25 protein-coding genes are annotated in these 26,304 nt (G+C 68.5%); 5 read left to right on the top strand and 20 right to left on the bottom strand.

Annotated features, from left to right (window positions below; translation table 11 throughout):
• Positions 1-79 precede the first annotated feature (79 nt).
• From MF605_RS02865 to rfbB, 3 genes are all read right to left on the bottom strand, one after another.
• Positions 80-838, bottom strand: a complete 759-nt coding sequence (locus tag MF605_RS02865) for a hypothetical protein (protein ID WP_134416384.1) — start codon at positions 836-838, stop codon at positions 80-82.
• Positions 839-934: 96 nt separating this feature from the next.
• Positions 935-2,368, bottom strand: a complete 1,434-nt coding sequence (locus MF605_RS02860; protein ID WP_134416382.1) for a sugar nucleotide-binding protein — start codon at positions 2,366-2,368, stop codon at positions 935-937.
• A gap of 13 nt (positions 2,369-2,381) precedes the next feature.
• Positions 2,382-3,377, bottom strand: coding sequence for a dTDP-glucose 4,6-dehydratase (rfbB, locus tag MF605_RS02855; protein ID WP_134416380.1), 996 nt, complete (start codon positions 3,375-3,377; stop codon positions 2,382-2,384).
• Between the two features lie 648 nt (positions 3,378-4,025).
• On the opposite strand from rfbB, the gene MF605_RS02850 reads away from it, so the two are divergent.
• The 3 genes from MF605_RS02850 to rfbA are packed head-to-tail and all read left to right on the top strand — an operon-like array spanning position 4,026 to position 6,543.
• Positions 4,026-4,700: a glycosyltransferase family 4 protein gene (locus MF605_RS02850; RefSeq protein WP_166795253.1), complete on the top strand. Its 675-nt coding sequence runs from the start codon at positions 4,026-4,028 to the stop codon at positions 4,698-4,700.
• Between the two features lie 42 nt (positions 4,701-4,742).
• Positions 4,743-5,651, top strand: a complete 909-nt coding sequence (locus tag MF605_RS12105) for a glycosyltransferase family 2 protein (protein WP_134416376.1) — start codon at positions 4,743-4,745, stop codon at positions 5,649-5,651.
• Positions 5,652-5,670: 19 nt separating this feature from the next.
• A complete protein-coding gene (gene rfbA, locus MF605_RS02845) occupies positions 5,671-6,543 on the top strand; it encodes a glucose-1-phosphate thymidylyltransferase RfbA (RefSeq protein ID WP_134416374.1) in 873 nt (290 codons plus the stop codon).
• A 26-nt stretch (positions 6,544-6,569) separates the two neighbouring features.
• Here rfbA and MF605_RS11955 read toward each other — a convergent pair whose 3' ends face one another.
• From MF605_RS11955 to MF605_RS02835, 3 genes are all read right to left on the bottom strand, one after another.
• Complete coding sequence (locus MF605_RS11955; RefSeq protein WP_256375200.1) at positions 6,570-6,695, bottom strand: hypothetical protein; 126 nt, start codon at positions 6,693-6,695, stop codon at positions 6,570-6,572.
• A gap of 773 nt (positions 6,696-7,468) precedes the next feature.
• Positions 7,469-8,227, bottom strand: coding sequence for a glycosyltransferase family 2 protein (locus tag MF605_RS02840; protein WP_134416372.1), 759 nt, complete (start codon positions 8,225-8,227; stop codon positions 7,469-7,471).
• Positions 8,224-9,108, bottom strand: coding sequence for a glycosyltransferase family 2 protein (locus tag MF605_RS02835; RefSeq protein WP_166795251.1), 885 nt, complete (start codon positions 9,106-9,108; stop codon positions 8,224-8,226). Before MF605_RS02835 ends, MF605_RS02840 begins: the two co-directional genes overlap by 4 nt.
• A 196-nt stretch (positions 9,109-9,304) precedes the next feature.
• On the opposite strand from MF605_RS02835, the gene MF605_RS02830 reads away from it, so the two are divergent.
• Entirely contained in the window at positions 9,305-10,150 is an 846-nt protein-coding gene (locus MF605_RS02830) for a glycosyltransferase family 2 protein (RefSeq protein WP_141762489.1), read from the top strand.
• 36 nt (positions 10,151-10,186) lie between these two features.
• Here MF605_RS02830 and MF605_RS02825 read toward each other — a convergent pair whose 3' ends face one another.
• From MF605_RS02825 to MF605_RS02770, 12 genes are read right to left on the bottom strand one after another with little or no spacing between them, the layout of a single operon-like run.
• Positions 10,187-11,299 carry a glycosyltransferase gene (locus MF605_RS02825; protein ID WP_134416368.1) on the bottom strand — a complete coding sequence of 371 codons (1,113 nt, stop codon included), beginning with the start codon at positions 11,297-11,299 and terminating at the stop codon, positions 10,187-10,189.
• A gap of 10 nt (positions 11,300-11,309) precedes the next feature.
• A complete protein-coding gene (locus MF605_RS02820) occupies positions 11,310-12,272 on the bottom strand; it encodes a glycosyltransferase family 2 protein (protein WP_134416366.1) in 963 nt (320 codons plus the stop codon).
• A 16-nt stretch (positions 12,273-12,288) separates the two neighbouring features.
• Positions 12,289-13,326 (bottom strand): glycosyltransferase, encoded by a 1,038-nt coding sequence (locus MF605_RS02815; RefSeq protein ID WP_134416364.1) that lies wholly within the window; start codon positions 13,324-13,326, stop codon positions 12,289-12,291.
• Positions 13,323-14,471 (bottom strand): acyltransferase family protein, encoded by a 1,149-nt coding sequence (locus tag MF605_RS02810; RefSeq protein ID WP_134416362.1) that lies wholly within the window; start codon positions 14,469-14,471, stop codon positions 13,323-13,325. The genes MF605_RS02815 and MF605_RS02810 overlap by 4 nt, the downstream gene beginning before the upstream one ends.
• On the bottom strand, positions 14,468-15,607 hold the full coding sequence (locus MF605_RS02805; protein ID WP_242821233.1) for a glycosyltransferase: 1,140 nt from the start codon (positions 15,605-15,607) through the stop codon (positions 14,468-14,470). The genes MF605_RS02810 and MF605_RS02805 overlap by 4 nt, the downstream gene beginning before the upstream one ends.
• Positions 15,598-17,841: an N-acetylneuraminate synthase family protein gene (locus MF605_RS02800; RefSeq protein WP_134416360.1), complete on the bottom strand. Its 2,244-nt coding sequence runs from the start codon at positions 17,839-17,841 to the stop codon at positions 15,598-15,600. The genes MF605_RS02805 and MF605_RS02800 overlap by 10 nt, the downstream gene beginning before the upstream one ends.
• Positions 17,838-18,629, bottom strand: a complete 792-nt coding sequence (locus MF605_RS02795; RefSeq protein WP_134416358.1) for an acylneuraminate cytidylyltransferase family protein — start codon at positions 18,627-18,629, stop codon at positions 17,838-17,840. Before MF605_RS02795 ends, MF605_RS02800 begins: the two co-directional genes overlap by 4 nt.
• On the bottom strand, positions 18,626-19,696 hold the full coding sequence (locus tag MF605_RS02790; RefSeq protein ID WP_101967330.1) for an RNA-binding protein: 1,071 nt from the start codon (positions 19,694-19,696) through the stop codon (positions 18,626-18,628). The genes MF605_RS02795 and MF605_RS02790 overlap by 4 nt, the downstream gene beginning before the upstream one ends.
• Entirely contained in the window at positions 19,687-20,673 is a 987-nt protein-coding gene (locus tag MF605_RS02785) for a CgeB family protein (protein WP_134416356.1), read from the bottom strand. The genes MF605_RS02790 and MF605_RS02785 overlap by 10 nt, the downstream gene beginning before the upstream one ends.
• Before the next feature lie 2 nt (positions 20,674-20,675).
• A complete protein-coding gene (locus MF605_RS02780; protein ID WP_134416354.1) occupies positions 20,676-21,737 on the bottom strand; it encodes an NAD-dependent epimerase/dehydratase family protein in 1,062 nt (353 codons plus the stop codon).
• Positions 21,734-22,315 carry an acyltransferase gene (locus MF605_RS11950; protein WP_134416352.1) on the bottom strand — a complete coding sequence of 194 codons (582 nt, stop codon included), beginning with the start codon at positions 22,313-22,315 and terminating at the stop codon, positions 21,734-21,736. Before MF605_RS11950 ends, MF605_RS02780 begins: the two co-directional genes overlap by 4 nt.
• On the bottom strand, positions 22,312-23,235 hold the full coding sequence (locus MF605_RS02770; protein ID WP_134416350.1) for a glycosyltransferase family 2 protein: 924 nt from the start codon (positions 23,233-23,235) through the stop codon (positions 22,312-22,314). The genes MF605_RS11950 and MF605_RS02770 overlap by 4 nt, the downstream gene beginning before the upstream one ends.
• Positions 23,236-23,435: 200 nt before the next feature.
• Between MF605_RS02770 and MF605_RS02765 the strand changes: the two genes are divergently transcribed.
• Complete coding sequence (locus MF605_RS02765) at positions 23,436-24,533, top strand: PqqD family protein (RefSeq protein ID WP_134416348.1); 1,098 nt, start codon at positions 23,436-23,438, stop codon at positions 24,531-24,533.
• 100 nt (positions 24,534-24,633) lie between these two features.
• On the opposite strand, the gene MF605_RS02760 is transcribed toward MF605_RS02765, so the two are convergent.
• A complete protein-coding gene (locus MF605_RS02760) occupies positions 24,634-25,548 on the bottom strand; it encodes a polysaccharide pyruvyl transferase family protein (protein ID WP_134416346.1) in 915 nt (304 codons plus the stop codon).
• Between the two features lie 9 nt (positions 25,549-25,557).
• Complete coding sequence (gene lepB / locus MF605_RS02755; protein WP_113914007.1) at positions 25,558-26,304, bottom strand: signal peptidase I; 747 nt, start codon at positions 26,302-26,304, stop codon at positions 25,558-25,560.

Here is a 26,304-nt window from a genome sequence, read left to right as displayed (position 1 = left end):
TCGATCACGGAGCGCGCGCTCCCTCGCCTGGGCAACCCCGACAGGACACCACCCGCACGACGGGGGCGGGTGGCCCGGTTCAGCTGCTCAGCTGCTGCAGATTTGCTGTGGCTTCGGCGTCCGGCGTGACCGCCATGCGCCCCTGAGCGCCGGGAACGTAGGGTCCGCTCGGCCCGTTGCGGCGTTCGAAGCTGAGTGTCATCGGCTGCTGCGGCCCGGTGGGCCCGTCCGGGTCCACGACGATCTCCCGGTACGTCCAGTAGTCCAGGGGTAGGCACTGGCCATTTTCGGACATGGAGAAGTTGGTGGCCTGCACATGGAAGGTCTCGAGGTAGAGCCGCCCGTCACTACGGACGTTCGCCGGGTTGATGGTGCCGGTGTACGTCCAGGTGTAGGGGGTGTACTTGAAACCGTCAGCCTTGGTCTGCGCGGCACCCCGCACGGGGCCTGACCACTTCGTTGAATGCCCGGTGGCCGCCTGCCAGGTGATCGGGTTCTGCGTCGCAGTATGGGTGCCACGCACCCAGTAGACGAGCTTGGCGCCGCTGTAGCTGGCGTCCTTCGAGACGTCATAGAGGTAGAGCCCCCAGGGCGCGCCATCGGGAGTGGCACCCCCACGAGTGGGCGCCGAGTTCACCTCGAGAGAATAGCGGCAACCGCCATGATTAGTTGTCGTGTTCAGCACCCAGCCGTTGATGCCGGGATCCTTGCGCAGCGAAGCGGCGAAGGACGGTGCCGCCGAGACCATGGCGACGGCGGGGACAGACCAGGCCAGACCGGTGGCGACGGCGCGTCGACTTGGGCCTGACGCGGTGGTGTGAGCAGAGCGAGCGTTCATGACGGGGCCTTTCAGGGAGACTACATGTGCCCGATTCAGGAGGACTACGTGTGCCTGATGTATTTCTGCTGTGCAGACACGTCCAAGGGAAGAGTATCAGCAGGTGCCAGCCTTGAACTCCGTCAGATGGTCTCGCAGGCGTTCGCGCTGGTCCGGGGCGGTGTAGCCGACGGCGGCCAGGGGCCCGAGGTCGAGGGCGCTGTTGGTCGGCCGCGGGGCCACGCCCTCCTTGCCGGCCAGGTACGCCGCGGTGGTCGTGGCGGAGACGCGCGCGGCGTCGTGGCCGGTGTCCTCGAAGACCCACCGGGCGACGTCGTGCCACGTGACCACGTCGCCGCTGTTGGTCATGTGGAACGTGCCCGTGGGCGCGTCCGTGGTGACCAGGTGCAGCAGGGCGTCGGCGAGGTCGTCGGCGAAGGTGAGGCGGCCGTGCTGGTCGGCGACGACGGCCGGGTCGATCCCGCGCTCGGCGAGGGAGGCCATCGTGGCCACGAAGTTCTTCCCCTCCCCGATCACCCAGGAGGTGCGCACGATCCAGTGCCGCGGCACGGTGCGCACCGCGGCCTCGCCGGCGGCCTTCGATTGGCCGTAGACGCCCAGCGGCGCAAGCGGGTGGTCCACCGGGTGCTCCTGCCCCACGGGGAGGGCGCCGTCGAACACGTAGTCGGTCGAGACGTGGGCCAGGGGGACGCCGGCCTCGGCGCAGCGGCGGGCGAGCTCGGCGACGGCGGTGGCGTTGACGGCCCAGGCCTGGGCCCGGCCCTCGGGCGTCTCGGCGGCGTCCACCGCGGTCATGGCGGACGCGTTGACCACGGCGCGCAGGCCGCGGAAGTGCTCCTGCGGCCACGAGGCCGGATCGGTCATGTCCCACGTGTCCCGGCCGTGGGCCTCGACCGGGATCCCCGCGGCCTCGGCGCGGGCCACGAGGGCGCGGCCGAGCTGGCCGCCGGCGCCGAGCACGAGGATCGGGGCGGGCGGCATGGGGGTGACGTCCGCGAGCATCGGGTGGGCGCGGTCCTTGTCCGAGAGCTCGGCGTCCTCGAGCGGGATGGGCCAGGTGATGGCCGCCGTCGGGTCCGCGAGGTTGAGGAACGTGTACCGGCCCTGCGCGTCGGCGGACCAGTGGTCGTTCACCAGGTAGGTGTAGGCGGTGTCCGGCTCGAGCGTCTGGTAGGAGTTGCCCACCCCGCGCGGCACGAAGACGGCCTTCTCCGGGCCGAGCTCCACGGTGGCGACGGCGCCGAAGGACGGCCCCTCCCGCAGGTCCACCCAGGCGCCGAAGATCCGGCCGTGGGCGACGGCCACGTACTTGTCCCAGGGCTCGGCGTGGATGCCGCGGGTGGTGCCGACGGCGTCGTTGAAGGAGATGTTGTTCTGCACCGGGGCGAGCGAGGCCAAGCGGGGGTGCTCGGCGGCGAGGGCGCGGATCTTCTCCCGCTGCCAGTTCTCCTTGAACCAGCCGCGGTTGTCCCCGTGGACGTCGAGGTCGAGGACGAGCAGGCCGGGGATGGCGGTCTCGGTGATGCGCATCAGCGGTGCCTCCTCACTGACCCTGGGCGCGGTACGTGGCCTCGACGGCGGCCTTGGCCGGACGCCACCAGGCCTCGTTCTCGCGGTACCAGCGGACCGTGTCCGCCAGACCGGCGCGGATGTCCGTGAACTGCGGCTCCCAGCCGAGCTCGGTGCGCAGGGCGGTGTTGTCGATCGCGTAGCGCAGGTCGTGGCCGGGGCGGTCGGCCACGAGGTCGTAGTCGTCCGCGGGGCGGTCGAAGAGCTCGAGGAGGATCTCCACGATCTCCCTGTTGTTCCTCTCGCCGTCCGAGCCGATCAGGTACGTGCGGCCGATCTCGCCGCGTTCGAGGATGCGCAGCACGGCCGAGGAGTGGTCCTCCGTGTGGATCCAGTCGCGGACGTTGACGCCCTGGCCGTAGAGGCGGGGGCGGACGCCGTCGATCAGGTTGGTGATCTGGCGCGGGATGAACTTCTCGATGTGCTGGTACGGGCCGTAGTTGTTGGAGCAGTTGCTCAGCGTGGCCTGCACGCCGAAGGAGCGGACCCACGCGCGCACCAGGTGGTCCGAGCCGGCCTTCGAGGCCGAGTAGGGACTGGAGGGGTTGTACGGGGTGGTCTCGGTGAACTTCGCCGGATCGTCCAGCGCGAGGTCGCCGTAGACCTCGTCCGTGGACACGTGGTGGAAGCGCTTGCCGTGCTTCCGGACGGCCTCGAGCAGCGTGAAGGTGCCGATGATGTTCGTCTGGATGAACGGCGAGGGGTCGTTCAGCGAGTTGTCGTTGTGGGACTCGGCCGCGTAGTGCACGACGGCGTCCGACTCGGCGACCAGGCGGTCCACCAGGGCCGCGTCGCAGATGTCCCCCACCTCGAGGCGGACGCGGCCCTCGGGCAGGCCGGCGAGGTTTTCCCGGTTGCCGGCGTAGGTCAGCTTGTCCAGGACGACGACGTCGTGCCCGGTCTCGCGGACGACGTGGTGGACGAAGTTCGAGCCGATGAACCCGGCGCCGCCGGTGACGAGGAGGTGCATGGGGCCACACTATCGAGGCGGTGCCCAAACGGGGCGCGGTCCCGCCAAGATCCCTGTGGGCCTTCTACACGGCTACCGTTTCATACGATGAAAGCTCCGCACTCAAGCTCACCCGCTAAACACGCCCCGGGGCGGACGGCAGTGATGATCTCCCCGATTGTCCCTTCCGAGACCGCTCACGAGTCCGCTGGTGAGCAGCTCGCCGCCGCCATGCTCTCCGTCCTTTCGTCCACTGCGTGCACCACGGTGGTCTCAACCATCACAGCAGCGAATACCAGGTCGTTGGAACGAGGCACGTCCGTCGAACACGTACTTCTCCCGGTTGCGAACGCGCCGCAAAGGAATCGTGTTCTGCGCGCGCTAACGGTAGAACCACCAGCTCACCCCGTTGCCCTCAATGCCCATCGTTCACTGCTGGCGTCAGCAGACATCTTCGACCTCCAATGGCAGGAATCGGGGGCCCTCATCCCTTACCTTCGGTCAGTAAATCCGAGGGCCCAGATTGTCGTCACGTTGCATGACGTTCTCTCTCAGAGATTCGCACGGGAGAGAGCAAAAGCTCCGACCTCTAAAAAGAAACTTCTAGCTCGGGCGCGCTGGGGGGCGGCAAAGCGGCTTGAACGCAAGATCGCCCGTCAGGCAGATGACGTGCTCGTGTTGAGCGAGAAAGACGGGGCCCTTCTGCCTACATGGCGCAGCGGTGCACGGCTCCATGTTCTTCGACCGCCGATTCACGGTGCTCTCCGTGAACAACGAGTTGAGGATACGGTCGGCTCTCCCAAACTCCTTTTTGTGGGATATATGCGACGTGAAGAGAACATCGACGCACTTTTGTGGTTCAGTTCGGAGGTCCTTCCCGCCATCCGTGAGCGTTTCCCCGACGTGCGCGTGGTTGTTGCCGGGGGTGGAACGCCCCGGGACATCGGCATCCGTCTCAGCCAGGCGGGCGTCGACGTCCTGGGATACGTCCAGGACTTAGAACCTCTCTATACGGACTGCACAGCAGTCATCGCTCCGCTTCGCCTCGGAGCCGGGGTCAAATTCAAGGTGGTGGAGGCCCTTACCCGAGGCATTCCTGTGATCACCACGTCGGTGGGCGCTGAGGGGATACCGCCTTCGCCCGCCATGCTCGTCGGCGACGACGCGTCCTCTTTCGGAGGTCAAGTGACGGCGGTCCTCGATCGCACCGAGGAGTTCGATTCGCTGGCCCGGGCTCATGCGGAAACTGCAACCAGAGACTTCGGGCTGGATGATTTCCGGAAGCGTCTTCAACTTGTGTACTCCCAGGGGCCCCTACACCGCGGGTCGCGACACTTCCATTGACGATCGGAGCTTAGGATCGCCAGTGACTGAGGAGATGCTGATATGAACTCATCCAACGACGCCGTGAGTGTCGTGATCCCCTGCTTCAATGTGGCTGGCGTTCTACAACGGCAACTGGACGCACTAGTACCACAGCTGCGTGGGGATGACGAAGTCCTCCTAGTTGACAACCGCTCTACCGACTCCACCCTAGAACTCATCCGCACTCTCACCCAGAACCGCCCACGCATCCGAGGCGTGGAGGCACTTGAACGCCGTGGGGCAAACCACGCCCGCAACGTCGGAGTGCTCGCGGCCCGCCACTGTCGCGTCCTCCTATGCGATGCTGACGATGAGGTACTTCCCGGATGGGTCCAGGCGTTCCGCCGAGCCCTCGATGACAAGGCCGTGGTGGGCGGCGCCGCCATACCAGTGGATGCAGCTGGGCATCAGGTCGGCGAGCAACGAGCACTTATGCGGATCTTCGATGACAGACCATATGCTCTCAGTGGTTGTGTGGCGTTCCGGCGGGACCACTTCTTACGAATCGGCGGTTTCGACGAGTCTTTTGCTGGTGGTCATGACGAGGCCGACTTTGGCTGGCGGTCGGCTGCTGCCGGGGTCCCGGTTGGCCAGGCCCTCGATGCCCGCATCCTTTATGTGCAGCGAGAAACACCGAGGCTCTCATATCGGCAGTATCGAGCTTACGGTCGCACAGCCATCCAACTCTGGGCGAGGCATCAAGACTCAATGCGCCCCGGCTCTATCAGCTTTAAGGGCGCCCTGCGGAGTCTCGGCCGAAAAATCCCCGCTGGCCTTAAGGTCGCTCTCCGTCGAGCCGATCGCAGCCAAGCCGAGGCTTGGGGATGGGCAGTCGGGACCGTCGAGGGTCACTTACGATACCGCTTCTTCGGGTCACCGCCAGACCCGATTCTCCTCGTCCAGACTGTCCCCGATTCGACACCGAAATGACTCATGAGAGGGCTGACGCATGAAGGGCATCATCCTCGCCGGCGGCACCGGCTCCCGACTGCACCCCATCACCCACGGCATCTCGAAGCAGCTCGTGCCGGTGTATGACAAGCCGATGATCTACTACCCGCTCTCCACGCTGATCTTGGCGGGGATCAGCGACATCCTGGTGATCACCACCCCGCACGACGCGCAGCAGTTCCAGCGGCTCCTGGGCGACGGTTCCCAGTTCGGAATCTCGCTGGGCTACGTCCAGCAGCCCTCCCCGGACGGCCTCGCACAGGCCTTCCTCCTGGGCGAGAAACACATCGGGGGCGACCACGTGGCGCTCGTCCTGGGGGACAACATCTTCTACGGCCCCGGCATGGGCCAGCAGCTGCGCCGGCACACCCAGGTCGACGGAGCCACCGTGTTCGGCTACTGGGTGGCGGACCCCAGCGCCTACGGCGTGGTGGAGTTCGACGACGCCGGCAAGGCCATCTCACTTGAGGAAAAGCCTAAAGAGCCCAAGAGCAACTATGCGGTGCCAGGCCTCTACTTCTACGACAACGACGTCGTCGAGATCGCGAAAAGCCTCAAGCCGTCGGCTCGCGGTGAACTCGAGATCACCGACGTGAACCGCACCTACCTGGAACGCGGCACCCTGAACGTAGAGGTCCTCCCCCGCGGCACCGCATGGCTGGACACCGGCACCTTCCATGACCTGAACGACGCGTCCAACTTCATCCGCACCATCGAGTCCCGTCAGGGCCTCAAGGTCGGCTCGCCCGAGGAGGTCGCCTGGCGCCAGGGCCTGCTCACCGACGACGAGCTGCGCGAGCGCGCAGAGCCGCTGGTGAAGTCAGGGTACGGCGCGTACCTGATCGACTTGCTCCGCTCTGGTCAGCACTGACCTCGCGACGGGCTCGTGGCGGCAACTTACTGGTAGTTCTCGAACTCGAGGAGTAACCGATCATCGACGCGGATGTGGTCGAGGTACTTCAATTGAAGGGGCTGGAAGACCTTCCCTAAAATGTCCGTCCAGGACACCGGGTAGCCGACCACTTCTCCTCGGATGCCTCCCGGATGTTCCACTGCCTGGGGCTCGAAATAATCCAGGCGCCGTTCGACCTCCGCTAGCCACTCTGCCGTAAGAGGAGTGTGAGACCGCACGAGGAACGCGCTCGTTCCCACTAAGCTTCGGTGGTTGAGGGCCAGGTCCAGCCCAAGCCGTCCCGGGAGACGTGTCACTGCGGCGGACGACAATTCCCGAAATCCGGTGACCCATATCGACCGGTCCGGTTGCATGGCTCCTAAGACCGGGGCCCAAGAGTGGAGTGGCGCTTTGAGGTCGCAATATCCGCCACCATGATGATGCATCAGGTACGCGCGCAGATAATCAGATCGATGCACCAGCGAGAGATGCTCATATGCGGAGTGCAGCGGGTGGCCGTCCACGATCCATCGGTGGATTGTTTGAGGTGTCACCAGCTCCACGGGTAGTCCGATAACGCTGCGAAGCCTTTCGAAGTTGCGTATCCGGTTGGGCGTCATCGGGTTCTCTCCGGCCCAGATCACGAACACGCGGGACGGCAACTCCGAGGGGCCGCCCGGCTCGATCGCAGCCCGGTTCAAGAAGGATCGCCGGTAGCTGCTTCGGTCAAAGTCATACGATCGAGCGCGCGGGATAACAGTCGCCATTCGAGCAGCAGCGTCTAAACCTATGAACCGGGCCGCCCGAGCGGCCCGGTTACCGCGTTTTGTTAAAAGATATGCGGTGTGCTTTGCCTTCTTTAACGGTGTTAGTATCACGGATACTACCTCTCCGACTTTCGGCGTTAACGACGCGTGAGCCCAGCTAGGCGATGACGGGCCTCACGCAGGATTTCCACACCGCGCAACCACCGATGCCACCACCGAGTCCCCTCTAAATCCGGCAGGATGCGGTCAGCGACCGCTTGCTCTTCGGTGCGTAGCTGTTGCGCTTCCGGGGACTGCGTAGTGGTCCCCATTTCGGTGGCGAACGGGACACCAACGAGCGCTCCCGGAGGTTTTCTCTGCTGCAGGATCAGCCAGTCATCCCCGCCCCAGATGCGCATCTCCTCCGGAATAGGGTGGTAGTTGTCCCGCCGCATGCACATAAACGTCCCGAAGCCGAATAGCGTCGTGGACCGGCGGGCCAGTCGCAACCGTGGATGTTCCAAACGGCCCAAGGAAAAACAGGAACGATCCGGGCCCACTACACCAAACCAGCGGAGCCCGCGCGCGGCGAGATCGAAGGCTAGGTCATTGAAGCGCACGTCGTCGTTCACGATAGCCAAGAATTCCCCCCGCGCTTCCCTGGCACCGAGGTTCCATGCTGGGTTGACGTAGATGTTGCGTTCCTGCTGCAGGACGCGGACCTTCGCAGACTCCCACACAAGAGGACGCGGCGAGTTGTTGATAACCAGAACTTCAAACACCAAGGGGTGCGCGGCGCACTGTTTCACGATCGCATCGAGGTCATCGGACCGCTGAAGAGTGGGGATGACTACCGAGAATCGCCCGCTCGGGTTCTCGCTCTGGGACGGGCGATGATCGCTACCTGGGTGGCTCATCGCCGTCCGCCCACCAGGGTGCGGATTCTCGATCCCACGCAACGAGCCCGGGAAACAAGCGCCCTCGCCGGAGCCGTACGCCGGCCCCACACGGCCAGCTCGGCCTTCTGTACCTCGAGCTTCGCCTGTGCCTCGTCGAGGGCTTTGAGAGCAATGGCGAGCATCTTGGCCTCGTGTCCGTGGTTGGCCTCCACCACCGCCGCACGCGTGGCGGCCAGATGCACGATTGAACTCCGAGAATTTTCGCGGATCCTCCAGTGGAAGACGGCCGAGGGAACCCGGCGCGCGAAGCCACCGTCGCGGAGCATGCGGGTCCAGAATTCCCAGTCCTCCTGAGCGGCAGGGTCGCCCGTATAGAACCCCCCGATCTCCTCCCAGCGAGACTTCCGGAACGCTGACGGGGGGAAGATGCCCGACCCCCGCAAGGCATCGACCGCATCTACTTCAGGCGCGGTCGGCTGCTCTCCAGCCACGGCACCAAAAGTGACGCAGAATGGGAATGCCACCACTGTGCCCGTCTGCCCCAAAGTGCGGACCGCCTCAGCGACGTAGTGAGGGTCGATCCGATCGTCAGCGTCCAAGCAGACGATGATGTCCCCCGATGCCGCGGCGATTCCCGTGTTCCTCGCCGACCCGACACCTCCGTTGGGCTGGCGAATTACGCGGACCTCGGCCGGCAGTTGTGCCAGGGCTCCCCTGGTGTCCTCGCGCGTGGATCCATCGTCGACGACTATGACCTCCAGGTTGCCCCATGTCTGAACCACCGCTGAATCCACCGAAGTTCGAAGATGCTCCGGGTCGTCGTTAAAAGTCGGGATGACGATGGTGACTCGGTCCACGCCCTCGGGGGGCGACTCACGAGACGGGGCTGATTCGCTCACGGAGCACTCCTGCCTACGGGATTGGCTGGGTTCCAGCCACTTAGCTTTCGCGAGTGGCATCTGACGGGGCTTTTCTACCGCTGTCATGAGTCTACGTTGTAATTGGCACTGCCCCTCAGATTCACATCTGAATCGACTGCACCTGGATACGCCTCGCACGCGCCACGGGTCGTGTCGAGTCACTAGACTCGTGGTCATGGTGACGTCCCCCTGTGACAGCGGCACGATAGAGCAGCGAGTCGGCATCGTGATTCCAGTCTTTAACACAGGTGGACTGGTGTTGAAGGCGGCCCGTAGCGCGTACGTCGCCCTTGGATCCCGCGGTTCGATCATCGTCGTGGACGACGGCAGCACGAACAGTGCCACACGCACCGCACTGGACGAGCTCCGGCGCGAAGGGTTCACAGTCCACCGCCAGCCGAATGGAGGGGTAAGCGCCGCGAGGAACTCCGGGATTGCGCTCTTGTCAACCCCCTACGTCATCGCCCTGGATAGCGACGACGAGGTTTTGCCGTGGGCACCGCGGAGGATGGCCGATGTTATGGATACGGATGACACCGTCGCCATCGTCACGGGGGCCGCGTATGAAGAATGCGGCGGTGTGGAGACCCTCCAGCCAGCCCCTGAAGAGACTGTCACTCGAGAATCCATGCGTGATTACTCCTTGTTGGCCACGGCATCACTGTTTCGTCGGTCAGCCTGGGAGATGGCCAGAGGGTTCCCGGAGGGGTTGAGCATGGGGGAGGACTGGGTCTTCTGGATGCGCATCCTTCGACTCGGAGGCGTCGTTAAAATCCTGGATGAACCGACCGTGCGACGGCATTTGGGCGACCATCAAGTCACAGCGGGGCGCATCGACGTCCGGCAAAGTACGCGGGCGAAAGCACTAGTCCGATCGGAGAACTCTGACCTCTACACGGGGGAAGAGGTATCTCTCATCGAGCAGTTGAACGCGGCCGAGACGCAGTTGGCGTACTACCGCCATTCCTACCGCCATGTCGACCGCGCGAAGAGGACGTTCAAACGTTGGATCCGTCGGTAGGGCGCCATTCGCGGCTCACCACCAGTAGGGCCGTGTTCAGCAGCCCCCGGCTAAATCACGCATACACCGAGCGAACGCGCCCTCGGAGAACCGTTCGGCGTGCGCCTGCATCGCTGCCCGGTCCCAGTCATGCGCCAGCAGACGTTCCATCCCGCCGGCCACCGCATCCACCGTCGGTTCTTCCACGAATACCCCGTTGACGCCTTCCACGATGGTGTCCAGGTAACCGCCGGCCCGCAGCGCCACGGTGGGCACGCCCCACGCGCTCGCCTCGAGCGGCGTGATGCCGAAGTCCTCGTGGCTCGCGGCGATCAGTGCCGTCGCGTGCGCGTACGCCCAGCGCAGCTGCGCGTCGGTGAGGTCCTGGCCGAACACCACGTCCTCCCCCGCCATCGCGCGCAGCCGGGCCTCCTCCGGACCCTTGCCGATCACCACGAGCGGCCGCCCCGCGCGGGCCGCGGCCTCGATCGCCACGTCCACGTGCTTGTACGGCATGAGCCGCGCGACCGACAGCAGGAAACCGTCCTCCGCCAGCCGCTCGGCTCCGGGGATCGGCTCCTGCGGGCCATCCGTGCTCACGGAGTGCGGCGGGAACACGAGGTCCACGCCCTCGAGCCCGTAGACGTCTTCGATCCTCTTCTTCACCACCGTGGAGTTGGCCACATAGCGTGATCGGCGCCGGACGGCCGCGCGGTCCCACATCTGCAGGCCCGGCCGCAGCACGCGGGCGATCCGGCCCTTGATGCTGTCCCAACCGCCCTCGCCCAGGTAGTCGTCCAGCAGGTACACCCAGCGCGCCGGGGTGTGGCAGTAGACGAGCGTGGCGCCGCCGTAGCGGAATCCGTGCGCCCACCCGGACGTCGAGACGACGGCGACCGGCTCCTTCACGTGCATCAACGAGGAGGCCAGGGGCAGCAGCGGCAGTGCTCTCCGCGGGTCCTTCCGCAGCAGCCCCACCCGGTTCAGGGGTGAGGTGATGATGTGCGCGTCCTTGAACTCCGGGAAGGTTCCCTCGGGGTCGTAGAACGTCGTGTAGATGGGCGCATCCGGCCACATCCGGTGCAGGGCGAGCACCACCCGCTCCGCCCCGCCCTTCTGGGTGAGGTAGTCGTGGGCGATGGCGATCTGGCCGTGCGTCGTGTCGGTCATGGTGCTCCCCTCAGAACTGTCGGCGGGCACGCCCCGGCCGGGTGCGTCCGGTCTCCGCGGCGGCTTCGACCTGCAACGCGATCAGCTTTCGTGCGATCGGGGCTGGCAACACGGCAGCGGCACGCTCGACGACGGCGGAGCTGTACTTGATCGTGCGCTCCGTGCTCAGAGCAGCCACCGCCCGCACAGCGGCGCCCCACGGCCCGCCCGGGGCACGGTCCCCGCCGAGTGCGTCCGCCCCGTGCTTGGCGATGAAGATCTGCCGGGCGGACCCCGAATGCAGGGCCCGGCGGGCCTTGGTGTAGGTGGTGACCGCCGCCGCGTGGTGACGGGTCTCCAGCTCCGGCCGGATTTCCACCGGGTACCCGGCGGCATGGAGCCGGTAGCCGAAGTCCACATCCTCCCAGCCATAGCGGCGGTAGTCGGGGTCGTAACCGTCGAGCTCCTCGTGGAGGGCGCGGGGGACGGACACGTTGCCGGCCCAGTGCCGCCACTGCTGATCCGCCGGCAGCGCATACGCGTGCTCGCGGTGCAGGACGTCCTGGGCATCACCGTAGACGCGCTGGTAGGCGGAGTCTGGGAGGACGTTGGCCGTCAATCCGATCACGCCGCCAGGCCCGCCCGAGTGCGCGGCCACGTGGTCCCGGATGTAGTGAGGCCCGGGTTCCAGGTCGTCGTCCGCGCGGATGAGGATGCGACCGGACGTCGCGTCGGCACCTGCGTTGAGCGCGGCGACCCGTCCGCGGTTCTCGCCGAAGACGGCCCAGCTCAGGTCCAGGCCCGGATATTCCGCGGCCAACTGCGCGAGCATCCCTTCGGACCCGTCCACATCCCCGTCCACGACCACGTGGACCTCGAACGGCGGGGCGTCCTCCTGCGCGGCGAGGGCGCCGATCAGGCGCGGCAACCGCTGAGCGCCGCCCCGGCTGGGGACGATCACACTGGCCTCGGGCGTCAGGGGGTTCTCGGTCATGAGTCCTCCGCAGGTGTCATAGGGACAAGTCATCCAGGAGCCCGGCGACGGCGGCGCGGCCGGCCTCGGGTGAGAACAGCGACGCCCAGCGGCGCTGCTGTGTGTCGGCGACAGTGCTGAGGTCCGACCTTCGGGCGGCGGCCAGGGTCGACGCCAGCGCCGGGGCGTCACCCTGGGGGAACACGTACGGATGGACCGGGCCCACGACCTCCGGTAGTGCGCCCGCCTCCGACACCGCCACGGGCACCCCAGAGGCCATCGCCTCGGCCGCCACGAGGCCGAATGACTCCGCCACATGAGACGGAACGGCCAGCACGTCCACGGAAGCCAGGAACTCGGCGGTGTCCTGCCAGCCGAGCACCTGGACGTCCTCACCCGCCGCCTTCAGGGCGGTGGCAAGCCGCTCGGCCTCGTCATCCGCCACGAACCGACTCTCCCCCGCGACGCGGAACACGAAAGCACCCGGGTCGGTCTTCCGCAGCAGCGCGGCGGCCTCCAGCAGGGTCAGAATGCCCTTGTCCTCGGACAGTCGGCCGAGGAAGCCCACGGTCAGCGGCTCATCGGCATCGCGGGCCCGCCCCGCCTGCGGTGCCGTCGGGGCCGGGACCCAGTTGTGGAGCACGCGGGCCCCGCGGATGCGGTCCGCCGCGAATCGGGAGGGCGCGAGGACCGCGAGTGCGCCGGGACGCGCCAGGGCGGAGAACACGCGCAGAAGCGGCTTCTCGGGCACCTGGTGCAGGTGCACGATCCGGCGCGGCCGGCCAGCCAGGGCCGTGGCCGGCAGCAGCCCGTTGCACCAGGCGACGTCGTCGTCGCCGCGGCCACGGTCCCAGGCCCGGAGAGCGCGCATATACCCCAGTCGTCCGGATCCACCCATGCGGACCACGTCGAAGCCGTCCGCGGCCAGGCGATCGGCAGTCTCGGCCGGGTGGGCCGGAGCCACGACGCCCACGTCCCGCCCCAGCTCGCGCAAGGAGGTGGCGAGATGGCGCAGCATCACCTCGCCGCCGCCCACCTCGCCCTGGTTCGCCAGGATCCAGATGCGACCGGTCATCCCAGGGCCTTCCCAGGGGATCGAGGACCTCCGGTCCGCGCGTCCACCACGGAGCGGACGCGGGTCAGCCCCCGCTTGGCCGCGCGGCCGAGGTGCTCCTCGCCGTACTTCTGCAGGGCCCAGGCGAGAACGGAGACCACGGCCAAGGCCACGAGCATGGCCATGTTTCGGCCTACGTACGGCCAGAGCGCGTGGATGACCAGATAACCGGGAATGACGTGGATGATGTACAGGGAGTAGCTGATTCGGCCGTAGAGCTGGAAGGGCGGCGTTGTGAGGAGCCACGTCCTTCGTCGGAGGGCCACAGCAGTGAACAGGGTCGCTGCTGCCAGCACCCAGAGCCCAAGGGTCATGTCGCGCAAGACGAAGGGGCTCACGACAGCCGATGCATAGGCTGCGGCCACCGCTCGTTGGTGGCGACCCGTCTCCCGTGCCAGGAACACCACCATGCCCAGGACAAACATGGGCGCATACTCGGCAACAGTGATGTTGTTGACGAGTTTGACCCACGTGGGGTCCCCCGCTGGGCGTGGCGCCGCGGCCTGTGACGTCACAGCCACCACCGTCCAGGACAACACAGACCAACCCAGGCATGCCCACAGGACGAGACGGTCCGACAGGCGACACCGGCTGAGGATGAGGAGGGTCAAGACAAGTGCGTAGAACTGCATCTCGACCGCCAGGGTCCAGTAGACGTCGACCACATCGTCGACCAGCAACCATCGTTGGACCATCGTGAGGTTGACGATGATCTGCCCCGGACTCAGCGAGTACCCCGGCACCTGAACGAGGGCGAGGATCACCACGGCGAATGCAAGCGAGAGCCAGTACGGCGGGTACAGCCGGGCGGCTCGGGAGATGACGAAATCGCTGGGACGCGAGGCCCGGCGCGCGGTCATGAGGATCACGAAACCGCTGATCATGAAGAACAGCTGGACCCCCGTGCCACCCCAGACGAAGTCATGAAAAGCGGGGGGATCGTCGCGGTAGTGGAAATTGTGCGTACCGCCGAAGTGCGAGAACACCACGGCCAGCGCCGCGATCCCCCGAAGCCCGTCCAGCTCGCGGAACCGGGGACCCGGCACTCGCTTCTCGGCCGGGGCTACCGAGGCCGCCCCCGGCTCGTTCGGGCTTGCCGCGGTCATCGGGTACCCGCCTTCCCCACCCGGCGCCCGAGCACCTCGAGGGTCGCCTCGGCGGTGGCCCGTGCCATCGTCTCCACGTCGCCCACGCGCACCTCACCCGGGCCGTCGGCGGCGGCACGCACGACGGCGTCGGCGATGGCCGCCGGCGTGGTCTCGCGGACCAGGCGCTCGGGGGGCAGGATCTCCCTGTTGCCGCCCACGTCCGTGGCGACGGCGGGCAGGCCCGCGGCCGCAGCGTCGAGCAGGGTGTAGCTGAGGTTCTCCCACGCGGAGAGCTGCACCAGCACGTCGTGCTCGGCCATGGTCTCCCACGGCTCCACGAAGCCGGGAAGGTCGACCGCCTCCGCGACACCGAGCGCCTCGGCCTGAGCGCGCAGCTGCCCCTCCAGGGGACCCGAGCCGGCCAGCGTCAACCGCGTCCCGGGGTCGCGCTCCAGCAGGGCGGGCAGCACGGCGATCAGCCGGTCCAGGTTCTTCTCGGGGGCCAGCCGGGACAGGGACAGGATCCGCAGCCCCTCCCCCGGTGCGTGCCGCTGCCCCGCGGCCGCGGCGCGCACCGCGGGCACGTCCACGCCGTTGCGCACCACGGTGAGGGGCGCCTCCGCACCCCATTTGCGCCGGAGCACGTCCGCGGTGGACTGCGCCACGGCGATCACGAGGTCCGTGCCGCGCAGCCGGGTGCGGTGCGCGGCGTTCTTCACCCGGGCCGCGGCGGCGCGGTTGTACAGCCCGTCGTCCGGGGCGATCCCGTGCTCGGTGCTGAGCAGCGCCGGCGCACCGGCCCGCCGCACGGCCCGCCCCGCGCCCAGCGCCGTGAAGGCCGCGAGGTCGGCGTAGGCCAGGTGCGTGTGGACCGCGGCCGGGCGCAGGGTGCGCACCGCCGTGCGGAGCGTGCGCACCGAGGCGGCCAGGCCGGCGTCGGGCCCGACGTCCCCGGTGAACACCGCCGCGCCCTGCTCGCGGAGGCGCTCGGCGAGCGGCCCCTCGGGGCAGAGCACCGCCAGACGCAGGCCGGGCAGGCCCACGCGCGCGACGTCGAGGACGTGCCGGGCCACGCCGCCGAGGTCGGCGACGGGCACCACCCAGAGCGTCAGCGGGGCCGGAGTGGTCCTCGCGGCCTCGGGGATCACAGCCACTGCTCCAGGCGGTCCAGGGCCGTCCAGAAGCCCTCGCCGTTGTTGATGTGGCCCTGCCAGATCTCCGGGATGAAGCTCACCCCGGGGGCCAGGCGGTCCAGTTGCTCGCACAGCACGGGCCAGTCGACGTCGCCCTCGCCGATCTGCGGCCCCTCCCCGTCCACACCGGTGGCGTCCACGAGGTGCAGGTGGATGGTGTGCGGGGCCAGCTTCTCCACCATCTCCGAGAAGGGGATCCCCAGGAACGTAGCCGAGAGCTTGGAGTGGGAGATGTCCAGGCACAGCGGCACCCCCGTGGCCTCCACGAACGCCACGGTGTCGTCCGGGTCCATGAAGAGGTTGTGGTACTGCTGACCGCCCATCAGCCACGGGAACGGCGGCAGCGTCTGCGCGGCGATCCGGATGCCGGAGGTGTCCAGGCGCTGCACGGCCTCGGCGATGCGCTCGTACTTCGGCAGCCGCTCCTCCGGGCGGATGTGCCGGTCCAGGGTGAACCCGCCCATGGTGATGACCATGATGGGCTCCTCCTCGTTCGGGAACCAGCGCTTCAGGTCCCGGGTGATGTCGATCGTGCGCTGCACCTCGGCGATCGAGCGCTCCCACACGGCGTCGTCGTCGCTGGCCAGATCCACGAGGAAGTCACCGGAGAAGATGTCCGGCAGGTGCGTGGTGAAGCCCATCGGCATGGGCTCGCTGAACACCGAGTCGATGTCGATCTCGAGGTCCTTGTAGGAGAAGTGGAACTCCAGGAAGTCCGGGGTGCAGTCCTTCGTCAGCGCCTCGACGTCGTGGTAGCGCACCGGCAGGCCCCAGGGGCGCCGGAACTGGAACTGGCGCCCGGTGGGCACCGTGTCGGTGAGGTCGCCGGCGAAGAAGAAGTCGCCCTCGGCCATCTCGCGGTGCAGCGTGCGGCCGACCAGGCGCGGCAGCTCGTTGGGCTGCAGGCCGCGGCCCGGGGACTTCACGGTCACGTCGTCGGCGGTGATCGTGACGCCGGCCTGCAGCGGACGGGCCGCCACCAGGGACTTGGCCAGGTTGATGCGGTTCATCGCCTCGCCCGTGGAGACCACGCGCTCGGTCCCGACGCCGATCGACTCCTCGATGTCCCGGGTCTGCCGGACCATCTGCGCGAACTCCTCCGGCAGCAGGGAGACCTTGTGGTCGTTGCCCTCGAGCCCCCGGTCCACGGTGAAGTGCTTCTCGATGATCGCGGCACCCCGGGCCACCGCGGCCAGCGCCACGTGGAAGCCGCGCTCGTGGCCCGAGTAGCCCACCGGCGTCTGGGCGATCTCCGCGAGCCGGTCCAGGTAGGCCAGATTCACGTCCTTGTAGGGGGCGGGGTACGTCGACTGGGCGTGCAGCATCGCGAAGGGGACGCCGAAGGAGCGCACGAGGGCCACCGACTCGCGGATCTCCTCCTCCCGGGACATGCCGGTGGAGAGCACCATCGGCAGGCCGGAGGCGGCCGCGTCCCGCAGCAGACCGTGGTTCGTCAGATCCGCCGAGGCGATCTTCACGCCGTCCACCGGGTACTCCCGCAGCACCCGCATGGACGGGGCGTCCCACGGGGTGCACATCAGGGCGACGCCGGCGTCCCGGACGTGGTCGAACACCCGCACCATGTCCTCGGCGGAGAGCGAGAACTTGGCCAGCTCGTCCAGGGTGCGCTGGGCCCCCAGGTCCTCGCCGGCGGTGGCCGCACCGGACTGCCGGTACAGGGCGTCCATGTCCCGCAGCTGGAACTTCACGGCGTCCGCGCCCGCCTCGACGGCCAGGTCCACGAGACGGCGGGCCAGGTCCACGTCGCCCTGGTGGTTGTTGCCGATCTCCGCGATCAGGAACGCCGGGTGGCCCTCCCCGATCCGGTGCCCGCCGATCCGCAGCTCCGCCTCCCGATTGATCGCCAGGGCCGTCAGGCGGCCGCGCTCGTCCAGCAGCGGCAGGTGCAGCGCCCCGGCGGGCAGGGCCTCGCGCATCTCGGCCGGGGAGGCGCCCAGGGGCGCCGTCGCCGGGTCGCGATGGGCGACGTCGGCCGCGGCCACGTCCAGCGACGCCTCCGGATGCGCCACGAGCCAGCGGCGCACGTCCCCGTCCGTCAGGGAGCCGACGAGGAACCCGTGGGAGTTCACCACGAACACGGTGCGCTCGCGGTTGTCGGTCATCTTCTGCAGGGCGGCCAGGAGCGAGTCCTCGGGGAAGACGAGATAGGGGGTGAGCCTGCGTTCGATGATCACTGCGTGCCTCCGGGGGTGCGGTTCGGGCCGGTGGTGGGGGTCTCGGCGGTGCGCGGGGCACCGAGGTCGGGGCGGTGCTGGAGCACCTTCTGGACCGCCAGGTACTGGTCCATCTGCTGCTCGGCCAGGGCGAAGTCCAGCTCGGTGTCGATGTCCACGCCCTCGAGGTCGTCGAGCTCCAGCATGCCGATCCGGCCGCCGAGCCGGTTGTGCAGCCGGTCATAGACCCAGGGGCGCGTCACATACAGCGAGCCGTTCTCGCGGAACCGCAGGTCGGCGCGCGACATGTCCTGCCGGCGCTTGCGCGCCGTGACGTCGAAGTCCGGGATCGGCTCCCCGTCGGGATCCTCGGCGTGGCGCCACAGGAACGGGGACACCGGGACGACGCCGACCAGCGAGTCCACCCCCGTATCCCGGAACTGCCGCACGGCGCGGTCCAGGGTGCCGGGCAGGCGCAGCGGGCTGGTGGCCTGGAGCAGCATCACGCCCTCGGGTTCGACGCCGGCCGCGCGCTCGGCCGCGAGCACGTGCTCGATCACGGGCTCGGTGGGGGTCGAGTCCTGGGCCAGGTGGGCCGGACGCAGGCCCGGCACGTCCGCGCCGTAGCGGAGGGCGACCTCGGCGATCTCGGCCGAGTCCGTGGAGACCACCACGTGCAGGTCCTCCTCCGCCTCGAGGGCGGCCTGGATGGTCCAGGCCACGAGCGGGTGGCCGCCCAGGAGGCGGATGTTCTTGCCGGGCAGCCCCCGGGACCCGCCGCGCACGGGGATGACGCACAGGATGCTCACGCGGACTCCTCTCCAAAGATGTCACGGGCGATGGCCCGCGCAGGCTCGATCACTGGGCGGACAGGAGCGGGAGTGCGCTTGGGCTGGTCGGCGGCCGAACGCCCTAGCACCCACGGCGCCATGCCGTAGCGCTCCCAGAACTCGCTGAGCCAGGCGGGAGGGGCGGAGTGGTGCACCCAGCCACCGCGTCCCTGGGCTGCCGCTTCGAGGACACCCGTCGAGAACAGTGCGACGACGTCGGCTCCCATCTCAGGCAGAGGGCGTCCGCTGGTCTCGAAGCGGGTGCCGCCGCGTTGCATGAGGTGGTGGGTGGCTCGGCTCAGCATGTCCCGTTCCGAAGGGTGCGGACGGTAGAGCACGTGCGGCTCGGCACGGAGGAACGCCAGCGTCTGCTGCGTGGCGGACCACCGACCCAGCTCTCGCCCGTGGAGCTGTCCCAGGAAGACCGTCGGACCCGGTTGGGCGGCCGGCGACTGGGGGTCCGAGGCTTCCCACAGGATCTGCGATCCCACCATCCGGACGGTCCGCCCCGGGCGGCCACCGGTCCAGAAGGCCCCGTCCTCGTGCGAGAACGCGTACAGCGTCACCTCGTCAGGCAGAGGCGGCGTGAACGGTGTGAGCAGGCCGTGTTGCACGACGATGTACTCCACGCCCCGTGCCGCGGCCCAATCCTGGGCCAGCTCCCCGGCCCGTAGGAAGTGGCCGAGGGACAGCACGGCACGGACCGTACCGTCGAGAACGGACAATTCATCGGCAAAGGTGATCGAACGGTCTTCGACGGGGTCTCCGAGCATGGCCTGGACCGCAGGGACCAGGTGCGGAGGGCACAGGACCGCCACGTTGGCACGCGGCCCCAACGCCACCGGACGCAACCCGGCCGCGATGCCGGAGAGCGTCGCGGAGTCGAGGGCAGCGAGCACCGTCGGCGCCGTTCCGTAGAGAAGGAGACGCAAGGCCGGGTCGACGAGACGGCCGCGGCCGCGCACTGCAACGACAGCGCGCCGGAGCGCGGAGGGCCGTGCCCACCGACGCCAGTCCTCGAGGGAATCGGGATGGTTCAGGCCCACAGCGCTTCCACCTCTCGCATCCGGTGCACGAGGGTGTGTTCGGCCAGGGCCCGGCGTCGCCCTGCTTCGGCGATGCCGCGGGCCCACGCCGGTTCGCGGATCACCCGCTCCGCGTGCTCGGCCAATTCGTCGCCATCGGTGAACACCAGGACTTCTCTGCCCGGCTCGAAGTGCACGTCGACGTCCGCGCGGTCCACCAACTGGAGGGCGCCCACTCCACACGCTTCGAAGGTGCGCATCGTGAAGCCGTCCTGGTGACCGTGAATATTGAGAGTGGCCTCGCTGCCGGCCATCACCCCGTATGCCTCGTCACGCGCCAAGGTGCGTCCCGCAGGAACACCCGAAGGTCGCCAGTGACGCGACGCGAGCACATCCGCGGGATGCCTGGACCAATCCCGCCCATAGGCGCGCACAGGCATGCCGGCGGCGACGAGACCGGCCAGCAGGGCTTCGCGTTGCGGGTATCGGGCCCCGATGAATGTCACAGCGCCGGTCGGGCGCCGGTGGAACGCCAGCAGCGAGTCGTGGCCCAGCGGCAGGTGACGCACCGTATCCGCCGTCCCCGCCAGCGACGCCGCGTCGGCCGCACTGTAGGTGGCGACGACGGGCATCGCGGCGAGCTGTTCGCGGGTATAGGCCATGCGGTCGATCTCGTCATAGAGCCAAGTCACCCGCGGGCCGTTCCACCGGTCAACGGCAGCCCACCAATCGTCCCCCAGACGATCGCCCTTCACCACCAGGAGGGCATCCGGGCGTTCACGATCCAGGACCGCCGCCGCACGCCGGCCCTCCCAGTCCGCCCAGCGTGCGGTCCACTTCCCCGGCAGGTCGTGCAGAGCCTTGTTGCGGACGCGCTCGGCCAGAGTGTCTGCCGCGTCGTACGCGTGCACGGAGACGCCATGGCCCAGGTGTTCCAGGGCGGCCCCCATGGCGGCCAGATAGCCGTGGAAACGAGGCCCGATGATGAGGACGCGCATGCTCAACTCTCCGCGAGCCCGCGCTCGGTCAGCTCTTCCAGTGCACGGTCCCACAGCCGCGGATCAGCGGCCTCCAAGTCCCACGAATGGGAGATGAAATCTGCGATGGCCTCCTGGGAGGTCAGACGCGGGCGCGGCATGCCCAGGCTCCATGCGTGTGTCATGTCCGCGCAGGCATGGTCGATGTCACCGGCGCGGTGGACCTCCACATGGGTGATCTCGACCTCTGGGCCGCGGCCCGCAGCTCGCGCGGTCTCGGCCAGCTCGTCCAGATCCATACGGACCCCTGTGCCGACGTTGGCGATCACGGGCTCTCCGCGGCGGGGGGCTTCTAGCGCCCAGACGATGGCCGCGGCGACGTCCGACACATGCACGAAGTCCCGCGTCGCCGTGCCGTCCCCGTAGACGGTGAGCGGCAGCCCCGCCTTGAGGCGGGCTAGGAACGCCGCCAGCACACCGGTGTAGGGGTTGTGAAGCGCCTGCCCCAAACCAACGACGTTCTGCGGGCGCAGAATGGCGAGGCGGCCGTCCGCGAGGGCGGTGCGGGCAATCTCCTCGGCCTCGGACTTGGTCTCGCCGTACACGGAGAGGGGCACGTGCGGCTGGTCTTCGCCCGAGGGCACGAACAGGCCGTCCGGGCCGAAATCCCTGCCGTCCGAGGACGCCAGCGGCGACGTGGCCACGAGGCCCTCGCCGTACACGGCGCGAGAGCTCAAGAACACGAGAGGAAGTCCTCGCGAGGCGGCGAACTCGGCCGCGAGCCGCGTTCCCTCCACATTGACGCGTCGGTAGCGGTCCTGCTCGTACATCGACTGAGCCGTCCCGGTCTCCGCCGCCAGGTGGATGACACCTCCGACCTCCGGCAGATCTGCCCAGGACGCCGGATCGCTCACGTCGCGGCGCAGGACGTCCCCGGGGAACCGCGCGGCCGCCCCTTCAGGATCGGCGTGCACCTGCTGCTCGAGTGTGTCAAGCGCGACCACCTCGTGGCCGCGTCGCGTCAGCGCCCGCGCCACGTACTGACCGATGAAGCCGGCCCCACCGGTGATGAGGTAGTTCGTCATGACTGCTGCTCTTCTCTGATCGCTGGGGTGTGCTTGACACCGTTCTTGAGGATCTCCGCAGGGACACCCGCGACGACCGCTCCGGCAGGGACATCCTTCGTGACGACGGAGCCGGCGCCCACGACCGCGCCGTCGCCGATCGTGACGCCGCCGAGGACGATGGCGTACTGACCCACAAACACGTCCCGTCCGATCATGATCGGCCCCCCGTTGGTGACGGCCATCCTTGCCGCGGGGTTATGGCCCCCCGCGCCCACGAACACCCCGTCCGCGAGCATCGTCCTGGCACCCACGACGACCCGATCGACGCCGTGGATGTGAACACCGTGGCCGCAGTAGACGCCATCACTGATCTCGACGGATCCGTCGCCCTCCGCCTCGAGCCAGATCCCACCGTAGAGGGCACACTCCGATCCGACCGAGATCCGGTCGGTCCCTCTGACCTTCAACGGCGCAACTATCACGCTGCCCCGGCCCCAGTCGCGGAACGCTCGGCGGTACAGCGTCGCAGACAGCACCTGGCCGCGTTTCCACGCGAGCCGGGGTGGCAACTCCACGAGGCGAGAGGCAAATGTCATCGGTGGTTCCCCTTCCAGACCAGCGCGTGCTCGTCCCGGAGCACGGCGCGGGCGTCCACGTCCACACCCCGGGCCTGCCGGAGCACGTTCACGGCGAAGTTCGCCCCGGTGGCCGCGGTGAGCGCGGCCTTGAGGACCCGGGGGTGACCGAACTTCCGGGCGTAGCGGTACCGGGAGTCCACCAGCCAGCCGCGCCGGCGCAGCGGATCGGAGGATCCGCCGGATGCGTGCGGCACACGGACGGCCGGGACCACGATCGACGGCACGCCGCGCTCGCGCAGGCGCCGCTGCAGATCGACCTCCTCGGAATTCATGAAGTACTCCTCGTCGAACCCGCCGACGGCGCGGACCTGCGCCATCGGCAGGAGCAGCACGGCGCCCATCACCCAGTCGACCGCCACGGGCGAGGCGGACCGGGCCGCCGCGACGTCGTGCCCCACGGCCTCGTGGAGCACGTCCAGGTGACGGAAGCGGGCCAGCGGCGTCAGCCACTCGACGGTCTGGTGCAGGACCGTGGGGAAGTGCCGCCCGGACCACTGCGGCGTGCCGTCCTCGTTGACGACCTGCGGGCTGACCACGGCCGGCTGATACGGAGCGGCAGCGGCCACCAGCGCGTCGATCTGCGCCCCCGTGATCTCGGCGTCCGAGTTGAGGACCAGGGCCAGCTCGGTGGTGACCGCGGCCAGGCCGGTGTTCACGTTCGCCCCGAAGCCGCCGTTGCGCTCGCGGCGCACCACGGTCAGACGCGGATCGTGCGCCTCGGGGTACGGGGTGGGCGAGGCGTCGTCCGAGACCACGACGGCGGCCAGCGCGTCTCCGGGATCGCTCAGCAGGCGGTCGACGAGGGCGAGGGTGGGGGCCGGATCGCCGTAGTGCGGGATCACCACGGTCACCGCCGCCGTGGGCGACTGGGCTGCCATGCGGGCTCCTCCCTCAGCTCGGATGGACGGCGCACTCAGCGCCCGAGAACCTGTGTCGAGTATAGGGAGGCTCTGGCGAAGACCCGTGCCAGCCAGTGGGGCGGCGCCATGGCCGCCCGCACGGCTCTCAGTACACTGACCGGACAGCCACGGGATGGAAAGGGTGAGCCATGCCCGGCGCCCAGGGGGAGGACGAAGCCATGAGCGAGACCACCGCGTTGCGCATCGGCACCGGTCTCGATGCCGTGACGGTGAGCGGCCTCACAGGAGACGAGCGCGCGGAGGTCATCGCGTCCTGGGCCCGGTGCGGTGTGGAGGCCGTGGAGTCGCCCGCCGACGCGGATGCGCACCGGGGCGCCGGCGCCGCGCGTCCGTGGCTCCAGTGGCACGAGGACCTGGTGTTCCTGGCGACCTCACGGGCGATCGAGTCCGCCCGCGGCACCCACCTGCTGTTCCATGCCGCGTGCCTCGCCGCACCGGACACCGGGGCGGCGATGGTCCTGGTGGCGGCGTCCGGGACGGGCAAGACGACGGCCACGCGCCGGCTGGGACCCCATTTCGCCTACCTCACCGACGAGACGGCGATCATCGCACCGGACGGCCTGACCGTCACGCCCTACCCCAAGCCGCTGTCCCTGCTGGGGTCACGGGGGGTGCGCCCGAAGACCCAGCGAGGCCCGGACGACCTGGGTCTCGGTCCGACCCTCCCCGACGCCCGGCTGGCCCGGATCGCCGTGCTGGACCGCGTGCGGGATCCGGCAGGCCCGGTGACGCCGCGGGCGGAGGCCATAGAGCTCGTGGCTGCGCTGGGGGCGCTCGTCCCCCAGACGTCCTCCCTCTCCTTGCTCCCCCGCGGTCTCGTGACGCTCTGCCGCGTCCTCGACGCGGTCGGCGGCGCCCAACGCCTGGTCTACGCCGAAGCGGAGGACCTGCGGGATGTCGTCGACGGCCTCCTGGCGGCCCCGCCCACGCCCGTCACCCCCGCCTGGGGGGCGCTCACCGAGGAAGAGCTGCGGGCCTCGGTCGGTGCGGCGGTCCCGGGCGCGGTGTCCCGCTGCGCCGTCGACGACGGCATCCTGACCGACAGCGGCCGCCTGGTCCTGCTCGCCTCGGACCGCCTGGTCGTGCTCGAAGGTCTGGGCCCGTCCGTCTGGCTCCTGCTGGACGAGCCGCGGACGGCCGCCGACGTGGTGGCCTGCCTCCGCACCGAAGGACCCGTGCCCGAGGACGCCGAGGCCCGGGTGGCCGCCGCCCTGACCGCACTGGCCGAGCACGGGCTCGTCGACGTCGCTCTCTGACCCGGGCCGCCCCACAGCCCGCTCCGACGACGCCCCTGTACTACGCGTTCCGCGGGATGCCGCTGGATAAGGGCGGGTACAGATCCCCGGGCAACGCGTCTTACTCTCTCCGCTCTGTGGACAATTCTTGATGAAGTCCACGCAGCCCCTCTTCAAGGAGGTCCTGGACCACGACGATCTTCGAATCGTCTGGCGTCAAAGCACGGTCGAGGGCGTCGTCCACGGTGGTTGTTTCCAGATCCACGAACCGGTCGCTAGGATCCAGGCCAATGGCGGTGTGATGGTCGCGGAACTTGTGATCAGATCCCAGGAGAATCGGCGTGGGGAGCCCCCATACCGCTGGAACACCGTAGGCGTCCGCAACGATAAGGCCGTGCAGGGAAGACGTGATGATCGCCATGCAGGCACCGATTTGGCGGCACACTGTGTGGGGCGAACGGCGAACGTCGATGACCTCGATCCGGTTGTCGGCGCGCAAGCGCTCGACCCACTCGCTACCCCGATGGGAGAGGTGCGGAATCAAACCGATGCGTGGGACGCGGGCTGGTGTGCCGAACACCCGCGGAGCAAGCAGACCCAGGTCTCCCAGAGGAGTGTCGAGTGGTGCCCCCGCGCCGACACGCGTCAGCTCCCCCCGCACGGCAGTGAAACGCGCGTTGCAGAGGGGCTTCTCCAATGTCTCCAACGAGCCTGAGCCGAGCACATACCCGTTGAAGCTCGAATCCTGCCAGCCAAGAACTGACCCAACACCGACGGCTTGAGTGGGTTTCCTGCCGGGACGACGGGGAAGAATCCCGTAGGCCGGCAGAATCCATTGAGTCAGGCGATCTCCGAAGTTCGGGTGAAGGTCAAACCAGTAGGTTTCCAACCACTGTCCGTGCCCCCTTAACCGTACGGCTTCAGCCGCCACATGGGCGTCGTCGATGAGCCTCGCCAACCTCTGGCGCGGTTTCGTCATGCCCCTCAACCGATGAAGATCCACTATATCGGCGCCCTTTCGCTGGATTTCAACCACTTGCGCGTGTCAGTGCCCGCCCCAGTGCGTGGGCGGCCACACCGTCACGAAGACCTCGCCCACGATGTCCTCGCGGGTGACGAAGCGCGCGCAGTCCCCGGCCTGGTCGGCGGGGATGCCGCGGCACGCGATCACGGAGTCGGCCGAGTTGGAGCGGTGGTCGCCGAGCACGAGCATCGAGTCCTCCGGCACGGTGACCGGGCCGAAGCAGCGCGCGGAGATCACCTCGGACTCGCAGTCCAGCTCGTCCCGGAGGAACGGCAGGTCGTTGTGGATGTACGGCTCGTCCAGGGGCTCCCCGTCCACCGTCACCGCGCCCTCGGCGGTGCAGCACTCCACGGTCTGCCCCGCGGTGCCGACCACGCGCTTGACCAACGCCTGCTCGTGCGAGCGGCCGATGCCGGTGAGGTCGCCGAACGTGCGGACGACGTTCTCCACGGCCCCCTCCGGTGGCATGGGGTGTGCCCAGTCCTCGTTGGCCGTGAAGACCACCACGTCCTGGGAGTCGGCCATCCCGTCCGGGTAGGCGGTGCGGTTGACCAGCATGCGGTCCCCCACCTCGAGGGTGTTCTCCATCGAGCCGGACGGCACCGAGTACACCTTCACCCACAGGGCCTGCACCACGGCGACGACCGCGAGGGCCACCACCACGTTCAGCAGCAGGGAGGCCCAGAACGGCAGGCGCGGACGGTGAGGCTGCGGCGCGGCCACCGCGCCGCCGTCGTCCCCGTGGGCCGGCTCGACGCGCTCGGCCAT

Origin of the sequence: Micrococcus luteus (assembly GCF_022664405.1) — a bacterium.
GTDB classification, from domain to species: domain Bacteria; phylum Actinomycetota; class Actinomycetes; order Actinomycetales; family Micrococcaceae; genus Micrococcus; species Micrococcus luteus.
This window is presented reverse-complemented; position numbering and strand designations above follow the sequence as displayed.